This window comes from Streptomyces sp. KR55 (assembly GCF_052245645.1).
Taxonomy (GTDB): Bacteria; Actinomycetota; Actinomycetes; order Streptomycetales; family Streptomycetaceae; genus Streptomyces; species Streptomyces flavusporus.
The window spans coordinates 1-23,930 of sequence record NZ_JBQQCE010000111.1; the positions used below are offsets into that span (position 1 = coordinate 1).

A 23,930-nucleotide genomic window follows, 5' to 3' on the forward strand; every position below is an offset into this window, starting at 1 on the left:
CCCGGACGGTGTCGGCGACGCCCTCGGCATCCGGCGCGTAGCCGCTCTCGATGTCCGCGGTCACCGGCACGCCGACCGCCGCGGTGATCCCGGCGACGGCGGTGAGCGCCCGGTCGCGCTCCAGCCGGTCGCCGTCCGGCGCGCCGAGGGCCCAGGGCGTGTCCGGCGGATCAGGCCGGCTCCAACAAGCGGCGACTGACCGGCGCAGGTGAGCGGGGCCTGGTGCGTCCAGCTGCAAGGCGGAGGAGGGAGTCGACTCGATGGGGGTCCCCCCGCTCGAGCGAAGTCGAGAGTGGGGGAGTCGGCGACCGACGACAACGCCGCAGATGTGCGTGCCAGGCCCCGCGATTCCGGCATGATCCGCCGGACACGCCCTAGGCGAGCCCGGCGCTCGTGGTGGCCACCGCGGCGGCGCCGGCGTCCTCGACGATGCGGGCGCTGGCGGTGTCCCAGGCGTTCGGCAGGACGAGCGGACAGCCCGGGACATGCAACGAGCGGAAGGTCAGGGCGCGGTCGCGGAGCGGGTTCTCGTCGGTCATGCGGCCCACTCAACCAGCGGACCGGGATCCGGGCTGGCAGGAATCCGACATGATGCCGGGGCAGCTGGGCCCACGCCTTATTCCGTTGACAGGCGGCTGCGCCCCTCGTACGGTGTACAGCGGTTCTGTTGCCGTCGATCGGAGAAGGACGTTGCTCGTCTGAGGTCCTGAGACACCGCGTCACACACAACAGGTGTGTGCGCTGCGTGCGACCTCGGCGTTCGAGCCGTCCTTGCGGAGCAGGGCCTTTCTCATGCCCCCCTTCCCTTGGGCTCTCCACGACCCCCGCGATGGTCGCCGCCTTCCGGTGTCTCGATACGCGTTGCCCTGACCACATCAAGCAACCGCGAGGCCCGTATGCATACTTCCATCACCTGCACCTCCCTCTCCTTCGCCTGGTCCGACGGCACCTCCGTCTTCGAGGGCCTCGACGTCTCCTTCGGCCCCGGCCGGACCGGGCTCGTCGGTGTCAACGGATCAGGAAAATCAACCCTGTTGAAGCTGATCGCCGGGGAGCTCGCCCCGGTCGACGGCGCCGTACGCGTCGTGGGCGAGGTCGGCTACCTCCCGCAGAACGTCACGCTCGACACCGCGCTGCGGGTCGACGAGGCGCTCGGCATCGCCGACGTGCGGGCCGCGCTGCACGCCATCGAGGCGGGTGATGTGGCCGAGGAGCACTTCGAGACGGTCGGCGACGACTGGGACATCGAGGAGCGCACCCTCGCCACCCTCGGCGAACTCGGCCTCGGGCACGTCGCGTTGGACCGCACCATCGGAGAGGTCTCCGGTGGCGAGTCCGTCCTGCTGCGGCTGGCCGCGCTGCTGCTGCGCCGACCGGACGTACTGCTGCTGGACGAACCCACCAACAACCTCGATCTGTACGCACGCAAACGGCTCTACGCGGCCGTCGCGGCCTGGCCGGGGGTGATGGTCGTGGTCAGCCACGACCGTGAACTCCTCGAACTGGTCGACCAGATCGCCGATCTGCGCTCCGGGGAGATCTCCTGGTACGGCGGGAACTTCTCGGCGTACGAGGAGGCCCTCGCCATCGAGCAGGAGGCGGCCGAGCGCATGGTGCGCGTCGCCGAGGCCGACTTCAGGAAGCAGAAACGTGAACTGGCCGACGCGCAGGTCGTGCTGGCACGCCGCAAGCGGTACGGGCAGAAGATGTTCGACAACACACGCGAGCCTCGGGCGGTCATGAGAATACGCAAACGCACGGCCCAGGAGTCGGCCGGCAAGTACCGCATCATGCACGAGGAGAAGCTCGCCGAGGCCAGAGAACGGCTCGACGAGGCGGTGGAGGCCGTACGGGAGGACGACGAGATCCGCGTCGACCTGCCGTACACGGCGGTGCCGGCGGGCCGGTCCGTGCTCACCCTGCGCGACCTGGAGCTCGTGTACGGCGCGCGTGTCGCGGGCGGCTTCGATCTGTACGGTCCCGAGCGGATCGCGCTGATCGGGCGCAACGGCGCGGGCAAGACGACACTGCTGCGCACCATCGCCAGGGAGCTGGAGCCGGTTTCCGGTGAGGCGACGGCGCACGTGCCGCTGCGGTTCCTGCCGCAGCGCCTCGACGTCCTCGACGGCGGGCTGACCGTCGCCGAGAACGTGGCCCGGTTCGCGCCGGGCGCCACCAACAACCGGATCCGGGCGCGGCTGGCCCGCTTCCTGTTCCGGGGTGCCCGCGCCGACCAGCAGGCGGCGACACTGTCCGGCGGCGAACGCTTCCGGGCGACGCTGGCCGCGCTGATGCTGGCGGAACCGGCACCACAGCTGCTGATGCTGGACGAGCCGACGAACAACCTGGACATGGCGAGCGTACGACAGCTCACCACGGCCCTGGAGTCTTACGAGGGGGCGCTGATCGTGGCCAGTCACGACCTGCCGTTCCTGGAGTCGATCGGCATCACGCGGTGGCTGCTGCTCGACGGAGAACTCACGGAAACCACGCCGGAAGCTGTCGGGTCGCCCGCCTAGCTTCGGGTGTATGAGCGAGTGCTGGGGCGTGACCGCCAGGCGGTCACGCCCCGCGCTCAGTACGCCCCCGCCCTCTCGCCGGAGGGCTGTCGTCGCCCAGAATGGGCCCTGCATCATGGGCGCCGACACCCCGACGGGTCTCGGCCACGCAAGTCCACAACGTTCCACCCGATACGGAGACCTCCTCGTGCCCAGCAAGAAGGCCCTCGTCCGCCGCCCCAGCCCCCGCCTGGCCGAAGGACTCGTCACCCACGTCGAACGCATGGACGTGGACGTCGACCGCGCGACGGAGCAGTGGGAGGCGTACGTGGAGGCGTTGCGCACGCACGGCTGGGAGACCATCGAGGTGGACCCGGCCGACGACTGCCCCGACTCCGTGTTCGTCGAGGACACGGTCGTGATGTACAAGAACGTCGCTCTGATCGCGCGCCCCGGCGCCGAGTCCCGCCGGGACGAGACCGCGGGCGTCGAGGAGGTCGTGGCGCGGCTGGGCTGCTCGGTGAACTGGGTCTGGGAGCCGGGCACCCTGGAGGGCGGCGACGTACTGAAGATCGGCGACACCATCTACGTGGGCCGCGGCGGCCGTACCAACGCCGTCGGCGTCCAGCAGCTGCGCGCCGCCTTCGAACCGCTGGGGGCACGGGTGGTCGCCGTGCCCGTGAGCAAGGTGCTGCATCTGAAGTCGGCGGTCACGGCGCTCCCCGACGGCACGGTCATCGGGCACATCCCGCTGATGGACACGCCGTCGCTGTTCGGGCGCTTTCTGCATGTGCCGGAGGAGTCCGGCTCCCATGTGGTGCTGCTCGGCGGCGACAAGCTGCTCATGGCGGCCAGCGCCCCGAAGACCGCCGAGCTGTTCAAGGACCTCGGGTACACGCCGGTCGTCGTGGACATCAGCGAGTTCGAGAAGCTCGAGGGCTGTGTGACATGTCTCTCGGTGCGGCTGCGGGAGCTGTACGCCTGACCGTGTGACGCCCGGACGGCGCAGCCCCGGGACCAGCGGGTCCCGGGGCTTTCTGCTGCTCAGGAGCCCTGAGGACGACCGTCTGAACAGCGGTCTTTACGGCACGCTTAACCTACGGCTTCGTAACCTACGGATTCGTAGCCTACGATCGCGTAGGTTCCTGGCCCCGCTCGCCGGTTCCACCGGCGTTGTTCCACGTCCCCCTGGAGTACCCGTGACGATCACCTCTTCCCACCTCGGCAGCCCCTCCGTCTGGACCGACGCCCGGCTGCTGCATGCACTGGAGGAAGTGGTCGAGAAGGAGCTCAACCGGCATCTGCAGGTCGCCAAGGACTGGATGCCGCACGAGTACGTGCCGTGGACCGACGGCCGCAACTTCCCCGGCTTCTTCGAGGACGGCGAGGCCTGGGACAAGGAGCAGTCCAAGGTCACCGAGATCGGCCGGATCGCCCTCGTGGTGAACCTGCTGACCGAGGACAACCTGCCCAGCTATCACCACGAGATCGCCACGCTCTTCGGCCGTGACGGGGCCTGGGGCACCTGGGTGCACCGCTGGACCGCCGAGGAGGGCCGGCACGGCATCGTGATGCGCGACTACCTGCTCACCTCGCGCGCGGTGGACCCGGACAAGCTGGAGCAGTTCCGCATGGCCCACATGAGCGAGGGCTTCGAGTCGGACAACCGGCACTCGATGCTGCACTCGATCGCCTACGTCGCCTTCCAGGAGCTCGCGACCCGTATCTCGCACCGCAACACCGGCCACCAGTCCGGCGACCCCGTCTGCGACCGCATGCTGGCGCGCATCGCGACCGACGAGAACCTGCACATGGTCTTCTACCGCAACCTCCTCAAGGCGGCCTTCGAACTCGCCCCCGACCTCACCATGCAGGCGGTGCGGGACGTCGTCGTGAACTTCCGCATGCCCGGCCACGGCATCCCCGGCTTCGAGCGGGCCGCCGCGCAGATGGCCATCGGCGAGGTCTACAACCTGCGCATCCACCACGACGACGTCCTCCAGCCGGTGCTGCGCTTCCTGAAGGTCCTGGAGATCGACGGCCTCGGCCCCGAGGGTCTGAAGGCCCAGGAGGAGCTCGGCCTGTTCATGAACGGCCTGGACGCGGAGGCCCTGAAGTTCGACGAGAAGCTGGCGGCGCGCAAGGCACGGATGGCGGCGCGGGCCGGGGGCTGATCCCCGCACATCCGGCGGAGCCCGGCCGGATCATCCGCTGCTCAGTGCGGGGTACGCCGGAGCTGGAGCCGCTCCTTCTCGGACAGTCCGCCCCATACGCCGAAGCGCTCGTCGTTCGCGAGGGCGTACTCGAGGCAGGCGGAGCGCATCTCGCACATGCCGCAGATGCGTTTCGCCTCACGCACCGAGCTGCCCGGCTCGGGAAAGAAGAACTCGGCCCCGGTCTGCGCGCACAGGGCCTGGGCCTGCCAGGCGGTGTCGGCCGGGGTGATCGTCTGGAAGTGCATGGTCCCGAGCATTCCGTGCGGCGAAAAACGTTCGATCAACGCGGGATCAACGCCGTGGCGAGGGCCTCCGGCCGCCTCGATGGTGACCGTGCGGACAAGCCGGCGCACGGCGGCGCGCGGAGGGTGCGGAAACGAGGCGGACGCCCTGCGTCGCCGTGGTGACGGCACGGCGTGGTTCCCGCGGCGATTGTCAGTGAGCGGTGCAAGACTCGGCACTGCACGCAACGGGTCCCCTTTCATGAGGAGGGCGAGGATGCTCACCACCCGTTATGTCAACGGCGCTCCCAACTGGATCGACCTCGGCACGACCGACATCGAGGGCGCCACTTCCTTCTACGGCGGTCTCTTCGGCTGGCAGTTCCAGTCGGCGGGCCCCGAGGCCGGCGGCTACGGCTTCTTCCAGCTGGACGGCAGGACGGTCGCCGGCGGGATGCAGAACCCCGCGGAGGAGGGCCCGCCGTCCTGGACCGTGTACTTCCAGAGCGCGGACGCCGCGGCCACGGCCAAGGCCGCCGAGCAGGCGCACGGCAGCGTGCTCGTGGAGCCCATGGACGTGATGGGCCAGGGCCACATGGCGATCCTCGCGGACTCGAAAGGGGTGCCGTTCGGCATCTGGCAGCCGGGGCAGCTCAAGGGCGTGGACGTACTCAACGAACCCGGCTCGCTGTGCTGGCTGGAGCTCTACACGCCGGACCTCCCGGCCGCCGCCGGGTTCTACAACGCGGTGCTCGGCTGGGAGACCTCGTCCGTCAGCTTCCCCGGCGGCTCGTACACGTGCGTGAACCCCGCCCGCGAGGGGGAGGATGCCATGTTCGGCGGCCTCGTCGCACTGGCCGACGATCCCACGGAGGCGGGGTCGGACCCCTACTGGCTGCCGTACCTGGAGGTCACCGACACGGACGCCACGGTCGCCAAGGCCCAGGAACTGGGCGGCAGTGTCCGGATGCCCGCGACGGACGTGCCCGACGTCGGCCGCATCGCCAAGCTCACCGACCCGTACGGCGCCCGCTTCGCGGTGATCAGGAGCGCCGCCCCACAGCAGAGCTGACCGCCCCGGACAAGCCGGCTACGCGGAGGCCCGGCGTACCAGAGTGGTCGGCAGGACCACGCCGGGCGAGGGGGCCGTGTCGGTGTCGTCGGCGTTGCGGGGGTCCAGGCGGCGCAGCAGGAGGCGGGCCATCAGGCGGCCCATCTCCTCGATGTCCTGACGGATCGTGGTGAGCGGCGGGTCGGTCTGCTCGGCGACGGGCAGCATGTCGTCGAAGCCGATCACGGCGACGTCGTCCGGCACACGTCGGCCACGCTCGCGCAGCACCCGCAGGGCGCCCGCGGCGGTGAGATCGTTGGCGGCGAACACGGCGTCCAGGTCGGGGCAGCGGTCGAGGAGTTCGCGCATCGCCCGCTCGCCCCCGGCCGGGGTGAAATCGCCCTCGACGACGAGCCGCGGGTCGGCCTCGGCCATGACGTCCCGGAACCCGTCGAGCCGGTCCACCGCGGAGGTCTGGTCGAGGGCGCCGGTGATGTGCGCGATGCGCGTACGGCCCAGGCCGACGAGATGGCGTACGGCCGCGCGGGCACCGCCCCGGTTGTCGCTGTCGACGTACACGGCTCGGGGCGTGCCGTCGCTCCAGCCGGGCCGCCCGCCGAACACGGTCGGGACCCCGGCGCCCCGGATCAGGCCGGGCAGCGCGTCGTCGAGGTGCAGGGAGAACACCAGCGCCCCGTCGACGTGCCCGCCGGCGAGATAGCGGCCGACGCGGGCATGGTCGTCGCGGCCCTCCGTGAGCAGCAGCACGAGCTGGTTGTCGTGGGCCGTCAGCTCCTTGCTGATTCCGCGGAGTTGCAGCGCGAAGAAGGGGTCGGCGAAGACGCGGGTCTCCGGTTCCGCGATGACGACGGCGACGGCGTCATGGCGTCTGGTCACGAGACTGCGGGCCGCCTGGTTGGGGACGTAGCCGAGTTCCTCGACCGCCCGCCGGACGCGTTCGACGAGGGGTTCGCGGACCCCGTCCCCGCCGTTGACGACCCGGGAGACGGTGGCCCGGGACACCCCGGCGCGTGCGGCCACGGCCTCCAGCGTGGGGCGCGTCACTGCCTCGGTCACTTCGGGACTCCTCACCGGCGACTGCAGATCAGGATAACCGCAGGCCGACGGGGAGGTGAGAGCGCTCTCGGCAGCCGTCAGTGCCCGTGCGAGGAGTGGTCCGGTGCGTGCGCCGTATGGCCCGGAATGGTGCCGTCCGGCTTCTTCACCAGGAAGAGGCCGACCATCCCCATGTCGGAGTGGCTCTGCACGTGGCAGTGGTACATCCACGCGCCGGCGCCCACCCCCTCCCCCGCGATCACCTGGAAGCCGAAGGAGTCCGCAGGGCCCACGATCTTGTTGTCGATCACCTGGCTCGGGTCGTCGGGGCCGGTCAGCATGCCGGTGCGGTTGTCGGCCCAGCGGTGACCGTGCATGTGGAAGGTGTGGTAGTACTCGCCGTGCGTGATCATCACGAACTCGATGCGGTCGCCCACCGTGGCCTCGAAGTCAGGGCCGGTGGGCAGGTTGTTGATCGTCATGTCGTTGAAGACGATCGTGTAGGTGCGGTCCGGAAGGATGTCACCCTTCCTGCGGACGATCACCGGTCCGTACAGTCCCTTCCGGATGCCGCCCGTCCCGTGCTCCGTGCCCACCACGTGGTCGTGGTAGTGCCAGTAGCCCGCGCTACCTGCCCGCCAGGTGCCGTCCGGCCGGCGGCCGGGGGCATGGGTGCGCCAGGTGTAGGTGCGGGTGCCGCCCGGCTCGACGTGACTCCCGCTCAGCTTCGTGCCGTCGCTGGATATCTCGTAGTCCAGGCCGTGTACGTGCAGGCTCGCCGTCACATCCGTCGTGTTCTCGAACTCGATGTGCACCGTGTCGCCCTCGTTGAGCTCGATCAGCGGCCCCGGGATGGTCGCCTTGCCCTTCTCGAAGCCGTAACCCAGCTGTCCGTCGGCGAGCTTCTCGGCGTAGATCTTGAGGTGTCTCACCTCGCCGCCCGCCGGGGCCTTTCCGGCCGGTTCGGTGGCCGGTGTCGCCTCCGAGGCCACGGACAACGATGTCGCGACGGCCGCGCCGCCCAGGAGGACCCGCCGGTTGAAGCTGCGTCTGTCCATGCCGAACTCCCCAATTCCGGTACGGAGTTCGAGACGGTAGCGGGACCCAGGCCGTTTATCCACACCCAGGACAAAGTTCGTTCCATTGCGGTCATACCTATTGGCGAACCGTGCAAAGAGGTCTAGCTTCCTAGGCGCTGTTGCTGTGACCGACGAGGGGTGGGTGACCACATGCGGTCCACATCGCACCACAGACCCATGGGTTTACGAGAATTGAGCAGAAGAAGGGCCGGAAGGCGTGCCTGGACGGCCGCCCTGACGGCCGGATTCGTCACTGCGGGCCTGCTCTCCGGCTCCGCAGCGGGCGCGCTCCCGGCGCCGGATCCGTCCCTGACAACGATGTCCGTCAAGTCGCCGCCCGGCGGCGCGAACGTGCGTGTGCTGATCTTCTACGGGTCCGCGGCACCCGGCGACGAGTCTCCGGTCGTGAACGCCGGTATCGAGGCGATCGAGCGGATCGGTCTGTCCGGTCCCGCCGGACAGCGCTTCAAGGTGGAGGCCACGGACGACGCCTCGGTCTTCACCAACGGGACCAGGCTGGGCCGTTACAACGCGATCGTGTTCCTCACCGGCGGCGGAGACGTCCTGGACGCGGAGCAGGAGGCCGGCCTGGAGACCTACATGGAGGCGGGCGGCGGCTTCGTCGGCATCCATGACGCGGCCCGCGCGGAGCCGTACTCCGACTGGTTCACCGGTCTGGTCGGGGCCCGCCCGGCCTCCTCCAGCCCAACCTCGGTACAGCGGGCGACAGTTGAGGTCGGCGACCGGCAGCACCCGGCCACCAAGGACCTTCCGGTGACCTGGAAGCGCCCCGACCAGTGGCCGAACTGGGTGAAGAATCCGTCGGGCGAGGTGCACACGGTGGCGCGGGTGCGTGAGTCGACGTACCAGCCCGGCGCGAGCGCCAACGGGTGGGACCACCCGATCAGCTGGTGCCGCGACTACGACGGCGGACGCTCCTTCTACACCGGTATGGGCGGCACGGTGTCGTCGTACGACGAGACCGACTTCCGCAACCACCTGCGCGGTGCACTGCTGTGGACCACCCGCCTCGTGCAGGCCGACTGCAAGGCGACGATCAACGGCAACTACAAGGCGGAGCGGCTGACCAAGCCGAACCAGCCCGGCCAGAACGACCAGATCGGCGAGCCGCACGGACTGGTCACCGCCCCCGACGGCCGCGTCCTGTACATCGGGCGCGGCGGCGCCGACAGCTCGCAGCCCGTGATCACCGACTGGAACAACCCCGACATCGGCAAGGGCAAGGGCGAGATCCATGTCTACGACCCGAAGACCGGGCAGGTCACCCTGGCGGGCGCGTTGACGGTCTTCGGCAACAAGGGCGGCGGCGACGAGCTGGTCAAGGTCGAGGAGGGCCTGCTCGGTATCGAGCTGGACCCGCGCTTCGAGGAGAACGGCTGGGTGTATCTGCACTACACCCCGCACGCGCAGATCAACCGCGACACGCGGATGGCCGAGCGGCGCGTCTCCCGCTTCACACTCGACCTCGCCACCGACAAGCTCGACCTGAGCAGCGAGAAGGTGCTGCTCAAGTGGCCGGTGCAGATCCACAGTTGCTGTCATGCGGGCGGCGGGATGGCCTGGGACTCCCAGGGCAACCTGTACATCGCGACCGGCGACAACAACTCCAGCCGCTTCAGCGACGGCTACTCCGGCAACAACCCGGAGCCCAACTTCAAGGGCGTGTCCTTCGCCGACGCGCGCCGCACCGCCGGCAACACCAACAACCTCAACGGCAAGATCCTGCGCATCCACCCGGAACCCGACGGGACGTACACGCTCCCCGAGGGCAACCTCTTCACCGGCCGGGAGACCGACGAGGGCGGCGGCAAGACCCGCGGGGAGATCTATGTGATGGGCGTCCGCAACCCGGCGCGCATCTTCGTCGACAAGTCGACCGACATCCTGTACGCGGGCTGGGTCGGCCCGGACGCCTCGGCGCCGTCGCCGGTGTGGGGCCCCGCCAAGTACGACACGTTCGCCGTCATCACCAAGGCGAGCAACCGGGGCTGGCCGTACTGCATGGGCAACAAGCAGCCGTACCGCGACCGTAACCTGCCCGATCCGTCGCAGCCGCTCGGCTGGTACGACTGCGACCGTCCGAAGAACGAGTCCCCGAACAACGACGGCCTCGTCAACCTCCCGCCGGTCACCGGCAACAACATCTGGTACTCGCCCCAGGGCGGCGGCCCCGACTTCCCGCGTGACGCGAACGGCGTGCCCTCCTACCAGCAGGACGAGGCCACGTACCAGTTGCCCTGGCTCAAGGGCGGCGGGCAGGCCGCGATGAACGGGCCGGTCTACCGGTACGACGCCGTCTCGGCGACCAGTGACGTCAAGTGGCCGGCCTACTGGGACGGCAAGTGGTTCGTCGGCGACTTCTACGACGCCGACCAGCCGCGCAACGCGGTGCTCATGGACCCCAGGACACAGGGTGACGGCGGTCTGCCGGTGCACTCGGAGTCACTGAAGAAGATCGTGCCGGTCGGCAACGACGGCATCAAGAACCTCATGGACTGGAAGTTCGGTCCGGACGGAGCGCTGTACGTCCTCGACTACGGGCGCGGCTTCTTCACCTCGGACGCCAAGTCGGCCCTGTGGCGCGTGACGTACCAGGGCGGCGGGCCCACGCCGGCCGCCGACCAGCTGGCAAGGGGGACGCAGTGAGGCGCCAACGAAGAATCTGGACGGCCCTGCTGGCCGCCGTACTGATGATGCTGGGGTTGCAGTCCACGACGGCGGCCGGACAGCAGGAACAGGCCGCAGCCGACCAGGTCCTCACCTGGACCGCGGGCAACGACATCGACAAGTACACGTCGGCGCCCGCGACGGCGGTGGCCGGCCCGGCGACGATCGTCTTCGAGAACAGCGTGGCCACCGGCAACACCACCGGAATGCCGCACACGCTGACGTTCGTCACCTCCGACCCCGAGTTCAACAGCGATGTCCAGCTGAACATCCTGGCCAACCCCAACGACGACCAGGGCGGCCGCCACACCGCCGAGGTCACGCTCACCCCGGGCCGCTACTTCTACCACTGCACGATCCCCGGCCACGGCCAGATGCAGGGCATCCTCGTGGTGACCGAGGGCAGCGGCGAGGACACCACGGCGCCCGAGGCGTCGGCCCGGGTCAGCGGGGTACAGAACGCGCAGGGTGAGTACGTCGGTTCGGCGAGTGTGACGGTCGAGGCGACCGACGACACCGGCGGATCCGGCGTCGACCGGATCGAGTACGCGACCGGCGACACCGGCGCCTGGCAGCCGTACACCGCCCCGGTCGTCGTCGACCAGGTGGGCAGCCACAAGGTCCGCTACCGGGCGTTCGACAAGGCGGGCAACGTGTCCGCCGAGAAGAGCGTCGAGTTCACGGTCGTCGCCCCGCCGACGGACGACACGACACCGCCCGAGACCTCGGCGACGGTGAGCGGCGAGCAGAACCCCGACGGCACATACGTCGACATGGCCACGGTCACCGTCACCGCCTCCGACACCGGCTCCGGGGTCAACACCATCGAGTACGCGATCGGCGCGTCCGGCGCCTGGCAGCCGTACACCGGCCCGGTGATGGTGCATCAGGCCGGCACGCACACCGTCCGCTACCGTGCCACCGACAAGGCGGGCAACGCGGCGGCCGAGAAGAGCGTGGAGTTCACGGTGGTCGCCGCGCCCGAGGAGGACACCACCCCGCCGGTGACGGGCGTGACCGTGGAGGGCACCCGGAACTCCGACGGGGCGTACGTGGCGAACGCCAAGGTCACCATCAGTGCGACGGACGGGGCGGGTTCGGGTGTCGCGAGCGTCGAGTACTCGCTCGACGGCGGGCCCTATCTCGCGTACACGGCGCCCCTGGTCGTCGACCGCGTGGGCCCGCACACCGTGGCGTACCGGGCGAGCGACAAGGCGGGCAACACCTCCGAGGCCCGGACCGTCAGCTTCACGGTCGTGGCGGGCGGGGTGCCGGCGCCGCCCTGCCCCGAGTACGACGAACGGCTGACGGTCATCGTCGGCACGGTCGACTCGGGTGTGCCCAACCGGGTCACGAACAACCGGTGCCGGATCAACGAGCTGATCGAGGACGAGAAGGAATGGACGTCCCACGCGCTGTTCCTCAAGCATGTGAAGACGGTCCTGGACAAGCTCCTCAAGGAAGGCGTCGTCGACCAGCGCGAGTACAACGCCATCACCAAGGCGGCCCGGCAGTCCGGCATCGGCAGGCCCGGCCAGACCGAGGGCTACCGCACGATCCTCGACGGCACCGCGGACTCCTTCGCCAAGTGGCAGCAGGTGGGCGGCGGTTCCTTCGCGCTGAACGCCGACGGGTCGATCACCAGCGGCACCACGCAGGCGGGCCTCGGCATGCTGTGGTTCCCGCAGCGCAAGTACGGCGACTTCTCGCTCCGGCTCCAGTGGCGCGACGACGCTCCCGGCACGGGCAACGCCAACTCCGGTGTGTTCGTGCGCTTCCCGTACGTCCATGACCACCCGGAGGAGTCACGGCCGGAGTGGGTCGCCATCAAGTACGGACACGAGGTGCAGGTGCTCGACCGGCCCGACGGCGACATGTACAAGACGGGGTCCGTCTACGGCTTCGACCGCGTGGGCCTGGCCGGCGCGGGCGTGACGCAGAAGGGCACCTGGAACGACTACGAGATCCGGGTGGTCGACCAGCACTACTCGGTCTACCGCAACGGCGTGCTGATCAACGAGTTCGACAACATCGGCGGCCAGGACTTCGTCCCGCCCCGTGCCGACGACCCCGGCACGGACGGGCGGCGGTTCGCCTCCGGCTACATCGGGCTCCAGGTGCACGGCACGACGGATGTGATCTCGTACCGGGACATCCGGATCAAGGAGTTGTAGGTCCCGCTCTGCGGGCTCTGCTCGGCTGTACCCGCTTGGGCTCCCCCGGCATCTTGGGGTAGTCGGGCGGGTACGGCAGATCGCCGAGCCCGTGATCGCGCTCATCCTTGTCGGCCAGCTCCAACAGCGTGTCCAGCGCGAAACGGTGGTCGTCCATGTCCGCGTGCACATCGCCGAGTTCGGCGAAGCGCGCGGGCATGGTCGCGAGGTCGAAGTCCCGGGGGTGGGCGTCGCCGACCTCCTCCCAGCGCAGGGGTGCCGAGACGGGGGCGTGCGGGCGGGGGCGTACGGAGTAGGCGGAGGCGATGGTGCGGTCCCGCGCGGTCTGGTTGTAGTCGATGAAGATCTTCTCGCCCCGCTCCTCCTTCCACCACTTGACCGTGACGTGCTCCGGCATCCGGCGTTCCATCTCCCGGCCGACCGCGATGGCGGCCCGGCGGACCTGGGTGAAGGTCCAGCGCGGCTCGATGGGGACGAACACATGCAGGCCGCGGCCGCCGGAGGTCTTGGGGAAGCCCTGTAGCCCGCCGAACTCGGCGAGAACGGCGCGCAGTTCGTGGGCGGCGCGGACGGCGTCGTCGTAGTCGGTGCCGGGCTGCGGGTCGAGGTCGATGCGGAGTTCGTCGGGGCTGTCGACGTCGTCGCGGCGCACCGGCCACGGATGGAAGGTGAGGGTGCCGAACTGGGCGGCCCACAGGACCGCGGCCTCCTCGGTGGGGCACATCTCGTCGGCGCTGCGGCCGCTGGGGAAGGTGATGCGGGCGGTGGGGATCCAGTCGGGCATGTTCTTGGGCGCCCGCTTCTGGAAGAAGGACTCGCCGGTGACGCCGTCCGGGTAGCGCTCCAGGGTGGTGGGCCGGTTGCGCAGGGCGCGCAGGATGCCGGGGCCGACGGCCTGGTAGTAGCGGGCGAGGTCCAGCTTGGTGAAGCCGCGCTCCGGGAAGAACACCTTGTCGGGACTGGACAGCCGTACGGTCCGGCCGCCCGCCTGGAGTTCCACCGCTTCGCCCATGCGAGCCACGGTAGGCCCAGCCCTGGTCCCGCGCACACCGGGCGCACGACGCCTGCGTGGCGCAGAATCAAATCATGGATCTGCCGGTGATGCCGCCCGTCAAGCCGATGCTCGCCAAGTCCGTTGCAAAGATCCCTCCGGGCATGCACTACGAGGCCAAGTGGGACGGATTCCGGACGATCGTGTTCCGCGACGGGGACGAGGTGGAGCTCGGCAGCCGGACCACCAAGCCGTTGACCAGATATTTCCCGGAGCTGGTGGCCGCGTTGAAGGAGCGGCTGCCGGAACGCTGTGTGCTGGACGGGGAGATCGTGATCGCGCGGGAGGGGCGACTCGACTTCGACGCGCTCACCGAGCGCATCCACCCTGCTGACTCCCGGGTGCGGATGTTGGCGGAGACGACACCGGCCTCCTTCGTCGCCTTCGACCTGCTGGCACTGGCCGACGGGTCGCTCCTCGACATGCCCCTGGGTGACCGGCGTGCGCTGCTGGTCATGGCGCTGTCCGGGGTGCGGGCCCCGGTGCACGTGGCGCCGGCGACCACCGACCTCGAGGTGGCGCGGCAGTGGTTCGAGCAGTACGAGGGGGCAGGCCTGGACGGAGTGATCGCCAAGCCGCTCACGCTGCGCTATCTCCAGGACGAGCGGGCCATGTACAAGGTCAAGCACGAGCGGACGGCGGACGTCGTCGTCGCCGGGTACCGCCTGCACAAGAGCGGCCCGGTCGTCGGCTCCCTGCTGCTCGGTCTGTACGACGACCGGGGCACGCTCCAGCATGTGGGCGTGTCCGCCGCGTTCTCCATGAAGCGGCGCGCCGAACTGGTGGAGGAGCTGGAGCCGCTGCGCATGGACGACGTCTCGGGGCATCCGTGGGCGGCCTGGGCGGAGGAGGCGGCGCACGAGTCGGCCCGGCTGCCGGGCGCGCCGAGCCGCTGGTCGGGCAGGAAGGACCCGTCCTGGGTGCCGCTCAGGCCGGAGCGGGTGTGCGAGGTGGCGTACGACCACTTGGAGAACGGGGTGCGTTTCCGGCACACGGCCCGCTTCCGCCGCTGGCGCCCGGACCGGACGCCGGAGAGCTGCACCTACGCCCAGCTGGAGGAGCCGGTGCGCTACGACCTCGCGGAGATCTTCGCGCCCCAGGCCTGAGCCGCCCCAGACCTGAGTCAGGGCCTCATCAGCACCTTCACGGCACCGTCCCGCTTGTGCTGGAACATCTCGTACGCCCGCGGCGCCTCGTCCAGCGGCAGCCGGTGGGTGGCGAAGTCGTCGACGCCGAGCGGGTCCTCGTCGGTCAGATAGGGCAGGATCTCGTCGCTCCAGCGGCGTACGTTGGCCTGGCCCATCCGGATCTGGAGCTGCTTGTCGAACATGGTGAGCATCGGCAGCGGGTCGGCGGTGCCGCCGTACACGCCGACGAGGGACAGGGTGCCGCCGCGGCGCACCAGCTCGATGGCGGTGTGCAGGGCGGCGAGCCGGTCGACGCTGAAGCGTTCGGCGAGCGGGCCGCTCAGTTTCCGGGGCAGCATCGTGGAGGCCTGCTGGGCGAGCCGGGCGGCGAGGCTGCCGTGCGCCTCGGTGCCGACCGCGTCGATCACGGCGTCGGGGCCGCGGCCGTCGGTCTCGTCGCGGATCGCGGCGACGAGTTCCTTCTCGCTGTCGAAGACCCTGAGGTCGTACGTCTCCACGCCGTGCGCCCGCGCCCGCCGCAGCCGGTCGCTGACCAGGTCCACCCCGAACACCCGCCCGGCGCCACGGACCTGGGCGACCCGGCAGGCCATGTCCCCGATCGGGCCGAGCCCGAGCACGGCGAGGCTGCCGCCCTCAGGCAGGTCCGCGTAGGAGACCGCCTGCCAGGCGGTGGGCAGGACGTCGGAGAGGTAGACGAACCGGTCGTCGGGCGGGCCTTCCGGCACCTTGATCGGGCCGTACTGGGCCTGCGGGACCCGCAGGTACTCGGCCTGGCCGCCCGGTACCGCACCGTACAGACGGGTGTAGCCGAACAGGGCGGCGCCCATGCCCTCGCCGGACACCTGGGTGGTCTCGCACTGGGTGGGCAGCGAGTTGAGGCACATCCAGCAACTGCCGCAGGCGATCTGGAACGGCACGACGACCCGGTCGCCCGCCGCCAGGTCCGGTACGCCGGGCCCGACCTCCTCGACGATGCCCATGGGCTCGTGGCCGAGGATGTCACCCGGCGTCATGAACGGTGTGAGCACCTCGTACAGATGCAGGTCGGAGCCGCACAGCCCGGTCGAGGTGATGCGGATGACGGCGTCGGTCGGCTCCTCGATCCGCGGATCGGGCACGTTCTCCACCCGGACGTCCCGCTTGCCCTGCCATGTCACAGCCCTCATCGCCCCGCGCTCCCTCCGTCGCCTCCACGGTTGCCCGTCCTGCGGTGCCGCCCGGGTACCCGGACCGCCCGTGTCGAACCGCGCGGCCCTGCCTGGGCCGATCGGCGTACTCACCGCGAGCCGTTGGTGCATTCCGTGCCGCCGGGTGACCGGATCTGCTCAGGCATGGCGAGCGATGAGCCGATAAGCGCACAATCAGGGACGCGGAAGTGGGTGGGTGGCGACGGTGGGCATGGAACGCAGGGCGCGGGTGCGGCGCGCCGCCACGACGACGGTGCTGCTGGCTGCGGCGATGACGGCCGTCCTGACAGCAGGCTGCACGAACGGCGGCGGACCACCGCCCGACGACCGGCCGCCGCCCGTGCCGGAGCCGACGCCGAGCCCGCAGGACAGTGACATCGGCGATGTCGGTTCGGTGCTCGCCGTGAAGATCGACAACGCGCGCAGAGCCCGGCCGCACACCGGACTGGGCGAAGCGGACATCGTGTACGTCGAGCAGGTCGAGGGCGGGCTGAGCCGACTGATGGCGGTGTACGCGACCAGGCTGCCGGAGACCGTCGGGCCGGTGCGCAGCGCCCGCGAGAGCGATCTGGAACTGCTGCGCCAGTTCGACCGGCCCATGCTCGCCTTCTCCGGCGCACAGCGCAAGCTGCTGCCGCTGATCGACAGGGCGCCGCTGCGCGCCGAGCCGCCCGACCGCACGCCCGGCGCCTACTACCGCGCCAAGGAAAAGCCCGCCCCGCACAACCTGTATCTGCGCCCGCTGCGACTGCTGCCCTCGGCTCCGGGTCCCGACGCTCTCGCCCCCGGCTTCACCTACGGCGCCCCGCCGGCCGGCGGCACGGCGGAGACGACCCGGACGGTGCGCTACCCGGCGGCCCGCTTCACTTTCACCTGGTCCGAGAACCACGACCGCTATCTGGTCGCGATGGACGGGACGGCCATGGTGACGACCGACGGCGCGCGGGTGGCTCCCGCGACGGTCGTCGTGCAGTACGTGCGGCTGCGCCCGTCCGAGTACTTCGACTCCCGGGGCAACAACACGCCGTACACCGAGACCGTCGGCTCGGGGAAGGCGACGGTGCTGCGCGACGGGAGGGCGTACGACGTGCGCTGGAAGCGCGCGTCGGCCGACGACGCCACCCGGTTCACGACCGAGCGGGGCGCGCCGGTGAACTTCGCCACGGGCCAGGTGTGGGTGGTGCTGGCGAAGGCCTGATCAGGGCTGGGCGACGAGGGGTTCCACGGGGTTGCGGAGCCCCTCCGCCGTGTCCGAGACCCGGCGGAGGAGATCGAGGAACTGGGTCTGCTCGGCGGCGGAGAGCGGAGCCAGGAAGACCTGGTTCATCCGGGCCGTGCGCACCGACAGCTTGCGATGGGTGCGCAGGCCGTCCTCGGTCAGGCGCAGCAGGAAGCGGCGGCCGTCCTGCGGGTCGCGGACCTTGTCCAGCAGCCCCCGGCGGCCGAGCCGGCCGATCACCTCGGCGATGGTGGACCGGTCGAGCCCCACCCGCTCCCCCACCGTGCGCTGGTCCAGGCCCGGCTCGTCGACGAGGGCGTTGAGGACGGCGAACTGCGGCGACGTGATCTCCTCGGAGACCATCGTGTTCCACAGCAGGTGGTGCGCCTGCTGCAGCCGCCGGGCCAGGTGCCCGGGGTGGTTGGCGAGGTCCACCGCGGCCATGTCCGCTCCCTGTGGTCGATTCGGTCAGTGTGCTGACGATATCGCGCCGTGGTGCGCCTGTCTTCAGCAGGCCGGTCGTCGAACGGAGCGTCGCCTCAGGTCTTGACGTCGACGGACACGAGTGGCAGCGTGAAGAAAAGTTCACTGAATTGCTCAGTGTCCTGAGCAATGGGATCGGAAGAGATGGGGCTTGTCGATCACCGTCAGGACCGCTGCCAAGCTCGAACAGTAGGAACCTCATGGCTCTCACCCAGCACGACATCGACCAGGAGATCGCGGCCGAGCACGCCGCGTACGAGAAGCGGGTCGCCGGCGGCGGCCCCGTCGAGCACCATCCGCGCCGCGACTACGCCCCGTACCGCTCCTCGCTGCTGCGGCACCCCAAGCAGCCGCTGGTCGCGATAGACGTGGCCAGGGATCCGGAGCTGGTGGAGCTGGCCTCCCCCGCCTTCGGCGAGCGGGACATCACCGAGATCGACAACGACCTGACGCGGCAGCACACCGGCGAGCCGATCGGCGAGCGCATCACCGTCTCCGGCCGGCTGCTGGACCGGGGCGGTCGCCCGATCCGGGGCCAGCTGATCGAGATCTGGCAGGCCAACTCCGCGGGCCGATACGCCCACCAGCGCGAGCAGCACGACGCCCCGCTGGACCCCAACTTCACGGGCGTCGGCCGCACGCTGACCGACGGCAGCGGCTTCTACACGTTCACTACCGTCCAGCCGGGCCCTTACCCGTGGCGCCAGCACCTCAACGCCTGGCGGCCGGCCCACATCCACTTCTCGCTGTTCGGTACGGCGTTCACCCAGCGGCTCGTGACGCAGATGTACTTTCCGAACGACCCGCTGTTCCCGTACGACCCGATCATCCAGTCGGTGACGGACGACGCGGCCCGGCAGCGGCTGGTCGCGACGTACGACCACAGCCTGTCGGTCCCGGAGTTCTCGATGGGCTACCACTGGGACCTCGTGCTCGACGGGCCGAACGCCACCTGGCTCGAAGAAGGGCGCTGACCTGCCATGACGAAGATCGACACGAGCCGCCCGGAGACCGTGCTCCCCACCCCGTCGCACACGGTGGGCCCCTTCTACGGCCACGCCCTGCCCTTCCCCGGCGGCGGCGACATCGCCCCGGTCGGCCACCCGGACACCATCGCCCTGCAGGGTTACGTGCTCGACGGCGAGGGCAATCCGCTGCCGGACGCGTTCGTGGAGCTGTGGGGCCCCGACCCGGACGGCAACCTGCCGCAGGTCGACGGATCGATGCGGCGCGACCCGGCCAGCGGCGGCTTCCTCGGTCGCAACGGCCTGGAGTTCACCGGCTGGGGCCGCATCCAGACCGACGCCAACGGCCACTGGACCGCGCGCACGCTGCGGCCCGGAGCACGGGGGCAGAGCGCGCCGTACCTCAGCGTGTGTGTCTTCGCGCGCGGGCTGCTCGTTCACCTGTTCACCCGGATCTACCTGCCGGGCGACGAGGCCGCGCTCGCCGCGGACCCGCTGCTGTCCCAGCTGGCCGAGGCGCGCCGCGACACACTGATCGCCCGCGCGGACGGCGACGGCACCTACCGTTTCGACATCCGCCTTCAGGGCGAAGGCGAGACGGTCTTCCTGGAGTTCCGGTGACAGCTGCCGTTCCCGAACCAGGCCTGCTCGCCCCCGGGTGGGCAGGCTCCCCTGCCGCGTCCGCGACGAGCGACACCGCCTACCTCCAGGCGCTGCTCGACGCGGAGGCCGCCCTGACCCGCGCACAGGCCTCGCTGGGGCTGGCCCCGGCCGAGGCCGCCACGGCCGTGACCGAGGCGGCCCACGCCGACCGCTTCGACGTACGGTCACTGGCGGAGCGCGCCCGCGGGGGCGGCAACCCGGTCATCCCGCTGGTCGCCGACCTGACGAAGGCGGTCGGTGCGGAGTACGGGCCGTATGTCCATCGGGGTGCGACCAGCCAGGACATCATGGACACGGCGACGATGCTGGTCGCGACGCGCGCCCTGGACCTCGTCCTGGCCGATCTCGCCCGCGTGGAGCGGGCGCTGGCCCGGCTGGCCGCCGAGCACCGCGACACCGCGATGCCCGGACGCACCCTCACCCAGCACGCCGTCCCGACGACGTTCGGGCTGAAGGCGGCCGGCTGGCGGTCGCTGGTACTGGACGCACGGGACCGGGTGGCGGCCGTCAGGGACGGGCTGCCCGCTCAACTCGGCGGGGCGGCCGGGACGTTGGCGGCGTTCGGCGCGTACGGAGCGAGCGACCCGACCGCCCTGCCGGCGGCGTTCGCCCGTGAACTCGGCCTTCGGCCACCGGTCCTGCCCTGGCACACACTGCGCACGCCGATCGCCGACCTCGCCGGATGTCTGGCCTTCACGGCCGGGGCGCTCGGCAAGATCGCCGTGGATGTGCTCACCCTGTCCCGCACCGAGATCACCGAGGTCACGGAGGGCGGTGGCGGGGGTTCGTCGGCGATGCCGCACAAGGCCAATCCCGTACGGTCCACCCTGATCGCCGCCGCAGCGCGGCGCGCACCGCAGCTCGCAGCCACGCTCTACGGGACGCTGGCGGCCGAGGGCGAGCGACCGGCCGGGGCCTGGCACGCGGAGTGGGAGCCGTTGCGGGATCTGCTGCGGCTGACCGGCGGGGCCGCACACGACGCCGCCGAACTGGCCGAGGGGCTGCGGGTCCACCCGGACGTCATGCGGGAGCATCTGGACCTCACGCACGGACTGATCGTCTCGGAGCGGCTGTCCGCCGAGCTGGCTCCGCTGCTGGGGCGGGCCCGCGCGAAGGAGCTGCTCACGCGGCTCGCCGGGCGCACGTACACCGAAGGGCGATCGCTCGCCGAACTTCTCTCCGAGGAGCCGGAGTTGAAGGACCTCGACCTGGGTGAGCCCACCGACCCCACCCGCTACACCGGCTCCGCCGGCGCCCTCACCGACCTTGCTCTGGAGCGACGTTGACCGGGAAACTCCTCAACCACCGGGCCGAAGGTCCCACTTCGGCTCCCCCACTGCTGCTCGGGCCGTCGCTGGGCACCTCCCACGCCCTGTGGGACAAGGTCGCGCCCGAGCTGTCCGTCACCCACCGGGTGGTCCGCTGGGACCTGCCGGGGCACGGCGGTTCGGCGGCGGAACTGATCGGGCCCGGCGCCGCCGTCGGTGACCTCGCCGACCTGGTGCTCGCGCTCGCCGACTCGCTCGGTGTCGAGCGGTTCGCGTACGCCGGTGTGTCGCTGGGCGGTGCGGTGGGCCTGCAGCTGGCCGTGCATCACCCGGAGCGGGTGTCGTCCCTGGCCGTGATCTGCTCGTCGGCCCACTTCAACGGTGCGCAGCCGTGGGAGGAGCGGGCCGCGCTGGTGCGCCGCGAGGGACTGGCCTCGCTCGCCGAGAATGCGGACGCCCGCTGGTTCACACCGGGGTTCACCGTGCCCCGGCTGGTCCAGGACCACCGGGACGCCGACCCGGCGGCGTACGCGGCCTGCTGTGACGCGCTCGCCGCATTCGACCTGCGGGACCGGCTCGCGCAGATCTCCGCGCCCACGCTGCTGATCGCCGGGCGGGACGATCCGGCGACGCCGCCCGCGCATCTGCGGGAGATCGCGGACGCCGTGCCGGGAGCCGCGCTCGTGGAGATCCCGGGGGCCTCGCATCTGGCGCCCGCGCAATGCCCCGAGGCGGTTCTGACCGCCCTACGGGCGCATTTCGACGGTGCCGCCCGGCGCGGCATGGAGGTCCGCCGGGAGGTGCTCGGCGACGCCCACGTCGACCGGGCGCAGGCACGGCAGACCCCTTTCACGGCCCGCTTCCAGGACTTCATCTCGCGCTACGCCTGGGGCGAGATCTGGACCGACCCGACGCTCTCCCGCCGCGAGCGCAGCATGATCACGCTGACCGCGCTGGTCGCGCACGGCCACTACGAGGAGCTGGCCATGCATGTGCGGGCGGCCCGCCGGGGCGGGCTCACGCCCGACGAGATCGGGGCCGTGCTGCTGCAGACGGCGGTGTACTGCGGGGTGCCGGCGGCGAACTCGGCGTTCGCGACGGCCCAGCGGGTGCTGGCGGAGGAGGACGGCACACCAGGCTGAGGTGACGAGCGCGCCGTCGCCACCCTTCCAGCGCCGTCGCTACCCCTCCAGCTCCGCCAGCCCCTGCCGCGCCTGCATCGCCAGGCCGTCCGCCCCGCACGAGCGGGCCAGCGTCAGACCCCGGTTGAGCTCGGCCGTGGAGCGGGCGGCGAGGCCGTACTCGATGCGGGCGGCGGCGTGTTCGTACTGGCAGGGCGAGGCCTCCAGGTAGGTGACGGCCTGCGCGGCGAGCCGTACCTTGCGCTGGCCGGTCTCCAGGGCGGCGGCGCAGCGCAGGGCCTCGCCGATGGCGGTGTCGGTGCCGAACCGCTCGGCCTGGCGGCGGGCGTCGGCGGCGAGCCGCCCGGCGCGGGCCGGATCCTCGGTGGCGAGGGCGAGAGCGAGGTCGACGGTCCAGGGGGCCAGCACCGGGTTGTGGCCGCCGCGGGCGGCCGCCGCCTTCTCGGCCGCCTCCAGTTCGTTGACGCCATCCTCGGTGCGGCCCACGGCGAGCAGCAGCCGGCCGCGCACGGAGCGGGTGTCGGGCAGCACGATGGTCGACGGGTAGGGCGGGGCGAAGCCGTATGTCTCGGCCGTCGTCCAGGCCTCCTCGACATGGCCGCGGGCCAGCAGGGTGTCGACGAGTCCGCAGGTCGCCGACCAGTACAGGGGCAGTCCACGCCCGACCCGTTCGGCCAGCCGCAGCGACTCGCGCAGCACCGTCTCGGCGTCCTTCAGCCGGCCCTGGCGGCGGAAGGCCAGGCCCAGGAAGGCGTTGGCCAGGGCGAGGTGGCCGCCGCTCCAGCCGGCCGTGGTGTAGGTGCGCAGGGCCTCGGCGAAGAGGTTCTCGGCGCGGTCGAGCCGGTCGGCGTAGGCGTAGGAACTGCCCAGCATCATCAGCAGTTCGACGCCCCACTGGGTGTCGGTCCAGCCGAGGCCGGGTGCGAGGCGGCCGTTGACGAGGGCGCGGTCGCACAGCTCGACGACCTCCTCGGCGTTCTCGCCGTGGGTCATGGCGTCGAAGCCGCGCAGGATGAGCAGGGCACGTTCGGAGTTGTCCCGGCCGGTGCAGGTGCGGGCCAGCTCGGCGAGGCGCTGGGAGCGGCCGGGGGTGGCGGCCTCGCCCGCGTAGATGCCCTCCCACATGTACTGCACGGCCCGCAGCCGCATCCGGGCGGGCCCCTCCTCGTGCCGGGCGGCCTCGGCCTCGACGGTGCGGACGGCCTGTTCCAGCTGGTCGTTGTGGAGCAGGGCCTGGGAGAGGCGGAAGACGGCGTCGACGCGGGCGTCGCCGTCGAGGCCGGGCATGGCGAGCGCGGTCCGGAGGTGGCCGATGGTGGTGGCGGGCGCGGTCAGCAGGCCGGCGCAGCCCAGTTCGTAGAGCACGCGCGCGTGGACCTCGGGCCGGGGCGGCTCCTTGAGGGCACGTTCGAGGCAGCGGCGGGCCGCGTCGGGGGCGCCGACGGCGAGATGCTCACGGGCGGCCTCGCGCAGCTGGTCGACGAGTTCGGCGTCGTCGTCCGGGTGGACCTGGAGGAGGTGGCGGGAGGCGGCCGCGGCGCCGAGTCCGGAGTCGGTGATGATCTGGGCGGCGATGCCGTGCATGGCGGTGCGCAGGGCGTCCGGGATGGAGTTGTAGACGGCGGTGGCGATCAGCGGATGGACGAACTCCAGGTCGCCGCCGCCGGGCCGGGTGTTCGCCGGGTCGGGGGCGGTGAGGATACGGGCGCTGCGCAGCAGGTCGGCGCAGCGCACCGCGTCGTCGTGGCCCATGGTGGCGAGTTGGGCGACCAGGTCGACGGAGATGCCGGTGCCGAGGATGGCGGCCGCCCAGGCGAACCG

20 protein-coding genes and 1 pseudogene are annotated in these 23,930 nt (G+C 71.0%); 12 read left to right on the forward strand and 9 right to left on the reverse strand.

The genetic code is table 11. The features are described 5' to 3' along the window. Together ACTWQJ_RS18235 and ACTWQJ_RS18240 are read right to left on the reverse strand one after the other, a co-directional pair. On the reverse strand, positions 1-208 hold a 208-nt coding region (locus tag ACTWQJ_RS18235; RefSeq protein ID WP_443307700.1), incomplete at its 3' end, for an isocitrate lyase/phosphoenolpyruvate mutase family protein. A 169-nt stretch (positions 209-377) separates the two neighbouring features. Further along, a pseudogene (locus ACTWQJ_RS18240) lies at positions 378-539 on the reverse strand (isocitrate lyase/phosphoenolpyruvate mutase family protein); the annotation flags it as partial. A 357-nt stretch (positions 540-896) separates the two neighbouring features. On the opposite strand from ACTWQJ_RS18240, the gene ACTWQJ_RS18245 reads away from it, so the two are divergent. From ACTWQJ_RS18245 to ACTWQJ_RS18255, 3 genes are all read left to right on the forward strand, one after another. Next, positions 897-2,519 (forward strand): ABC-F family ATP-binding cassette domain-containing protein, encoded by a 1,623-nt coding sequence (locus tag ACTWQJ_RS18245; protein ID WP_443307683.1) that lies wholly within the window; start codon positions 897-899, stop codon positions 2,517-2,519. Between the two features lie 187 nt (positions 2,520-2,706). Continuing rightward, positions 2,707-3,483 (forward strand): dimethylargininase, encoded by a 777-nt coding sequence (ddaH, locus tag ACTWQJ_RS18250; protein WP_443307684.1) that lies wholly within the window; start codon positions 2,707-2,709, stop codon positions 3,481-3,483. 214 nt (positions 3,484-3,697) lie between these two features. After that, complete coding sequence (locus tag ACTWQJ_RS18255; protein ID WP_443307685.1) at positions 3,698-4,672, forward strand: acyl-ACP desaturase; 975 nt, start codon at positions 3,698-3,700, stop codon at positions 4,670-4,672. Positions 4,673-4,713: 41 nt separating this feature from the next. Here ACTWQJ_RS18255 and ACTWQJ_RS18260 read toward each other — a convergent pair whose 3' ends face one another. Beyond that, positions 4,714-4,959, reverse strand: coding sequence for a WhiB family transcriptional regulator (locus tag ACTWQJ_RS18260; RefSeq protein ID WP_206307043.1), 246 nt, complete (start codon positions 4,957-4,959; stop codon positions 4,714-4,716). Between the two features lie 253 nt (positions 4,960-5,212). On the opposite strand from ACTWQJ_RS18260, the gene ACTWQJ_RS18265 reads away from it, so the two are divergent. Next, on the forward strand, positions 5,213-6,007 hold the full coding sequence (locus ACTWQJ_RS18265; protein WP_443307686.1) for a VOC family protein: 795 nt from the start codon (positions 5,213-5,215) through the stop codon (positions 6,005-6,007). 18 nt (positions 6,008-6,025) lie between these two features. Here the strand turns inward: ACTWQJ_RS18265 and ACTWQJ_RS18270 are convergent, their stop codons facing one another. Further along, positions 6,026-7,063, reverse strand: a complete 1,038-nt coding sequence (locus ACTWQJ_RS18270; protein WP_443307687.1) for a LacI family DNA-binding transcriptional regulator — start codon at positions 7,061-7,063, stop codon at positions 6,026-6,028. 77 nt (positions 7,064-7,140) lie between these two features. Next, on the reverse strand, positions 7,141-8,100 hold the full coding sequence (locus tag ACTWQJ_RS18275) for a multicopper oxidase domain-containing protein (RefSeq protein WP_443307688.1): 960 nt from the start codon (positions 8,098-8,100) through the stop codon (positions 7,141-7,143). 198 nt (positions 8,101-8,298) lie between these two features. On the opposite strand from ACTWQJ_RS18275, the gene ACTWQJ_RS18280 reads away from it, so the two are divergent. Both ACTWQJ_RS18280 and ACTWQJ_RS18285 read left to right on the forward strand, forming a co-directional pair. Continuing rightward, entirely contained in the window at positions 8,299-10,788 is a 2,490-nt protein-coding gene (locus tag ACTWQJ_RS18280; protein WP_443307689.1) for a ThuA domain-containing protein, read from the forward strand. Between the two features lie 44 nt (positions 10,789-10,832). Next, complete coding sequence (locus tag ACTWQJ_RS18285; protein ID WP_443307701.1) at positions 10,833-12,983, forward strand: OmpL47-type beta-barrel domain-containing protein; 2,151 nt, start codon at positions 10,833-10,835, stop codon at positions 12,981-12,983. Here ACTWQJ_RS18285 and ligD read toward each other — a convergent pair. Further along, on the reverse strand, positions 12,970-13,995 hold the full coding sequence (gene ligD, locus ACTWQJ_RS18290) for a non-homologous end-joining DNA ligase (protein ID WP_443307690.1): 1,026 nt from the start codon (positions 13,993-13,995) through the stop codon (positions 12,970-12,972). The genes ACTWQJ_RS18285 and ligD overlap by 14 nt on opposite strands. A gap of 74 nt (positions 13,996-14,069) precedes the next feature. On the opposite strand from ligD, the gene ACTWQJ_RS18295 reads away from it, so the two are divergent. After that, positions 14,070-15,140 (forward strand): ATP-dependent DNA ligase, encoded by a 1,071-nt coding sequence (locus ACTWQJ_RS18295; RefSeq protein WP_443307691.1) that lies wholly within the window; start codon positions 14,070-14,072, stop codon positions 15,138-15,140. A gap of 17 nt (positions 15,141-15,157) precedes the next feature. On the opposite strand, the gene ACTWQJ_RS18300 is transcribed toward ACTWQJ_RS18295, so the two are convergent. Continuing rightward, positions 15,158-16,348, reverse strand: coding sequence for a zinc-dependent alcohol dehydrogenase (locus tag ACTWQJ_RS18300; protein ID WP_443307692.1), 1,191 nt, complete (start codon positions 16,346-16,348; stop codon positions 15,158-15,160). A gap of 232 nt (positions 16,349-16,580) precedes the next feature. Here ACTWQJ_RS18300 and ACTWQJ_RS18305 point away from each other — a divergent pair, with 232 nt between their 5' ends. After that, a complete protein-coding gene (locus tag ACTWQJ_RS18305; protein ID WP_443307693.1) occupies positions 16,581-17,567 on the forward strand; it encodes a DUF3048 domain-containing protein in 987 nt (328 codons plus the stop codon). Here ACTWQJ_RS18305 and ACTWQJ_RS18310 read toward each other — a convergent pair whose 3' ends face one another. Further along, a complete protein-coding gene (locus ACTWQJ_RS18310; RefSeq protein ID WP_443307694.1) occupies positions 17,568-18,032 on the reverse strand; it encodes a MarR family winged helix-turn-helix transcriptional regulator in 465 nt (154 codons plus the stop codon). It abuts the gene before it with no gap. Positions 18,033-18,271: 239 nt separating this feature from the next. Between ACTWQJ_RS18310 and pcaH the strand changes: the two genes are divergently transcribed. The 4 genes from pcaH to pcaDC are packed head-to-tail and all read left to right on the forward strand — an operon-like array spanning position 18,272 to position 22,109. After that, entirely contained in the window at positions 18,272-19,045 is a 774-nt protein-coding gene (gene pcaH / locus ACTWQJ_RS18315) for a protocatechuate 3,4-dioxygenase subunit beta (protein WP_443307695.1), read from the forward strand. Positions 19,046-19,051: 6 nt separating this feature from the next. Continuing rightward, positions 19,052-19,657 carry a protocatechuate 3,4-dioxygenase subunit alpha gene (gene pcaG / locus ACTWQJ_RS18320; protein WP_443307696.1) on the forward strand — a complete coding sequence of 202 codons (606 nt, stop codon included), beginning with the start codon at positions 19,052-19,054 and terminating at the stop codon, positions 19,655-19,657. Next, on the forward strand, positions 19,654-20,985 hold the full coding sequence (pcaB, locus tag ACTWQJ_RS18325; RefSeq protein ID WP_443307697.1) for a 3-carboxy-cis,cis-muconate cycloisomerase: 1,332 nt from the start codon (positions 19,654-19,656) through the stop codon (positions 20,983-20,985). The genes pcaG and pcaB overlap by 4 nt, the downstream gene beginning before the upstream one ends. Then, entirely contained in the window at positions 20,982-22,109 is a 1,128-nt protein-coding gene (pcaDC, locus tag ACTWQJ_RS18330; RefSeq protein ID WP_443307698.1) for a bifunctional 3-oxoadipate enol-lactonase/4-carboxymuconolactone decarboxylase PcaDC, read from the forward strand. Before pcaB ends, pcaDC begins: the two co-directional genes overlap by 4 nt. A 39-nt stretch (positions 22,110-22,148) precedes the next feature. Here the strand turns inward: pcaDC and ACTWQJ_RS18335 are convergent. Next, the coding region (locus ACTWQJ_RS18335) for an ATP-binding protein (protein WP_443307699.1) at positions 22,149-23,930 on the reverse strand (1,782 nt) is incomplete at its 5' end.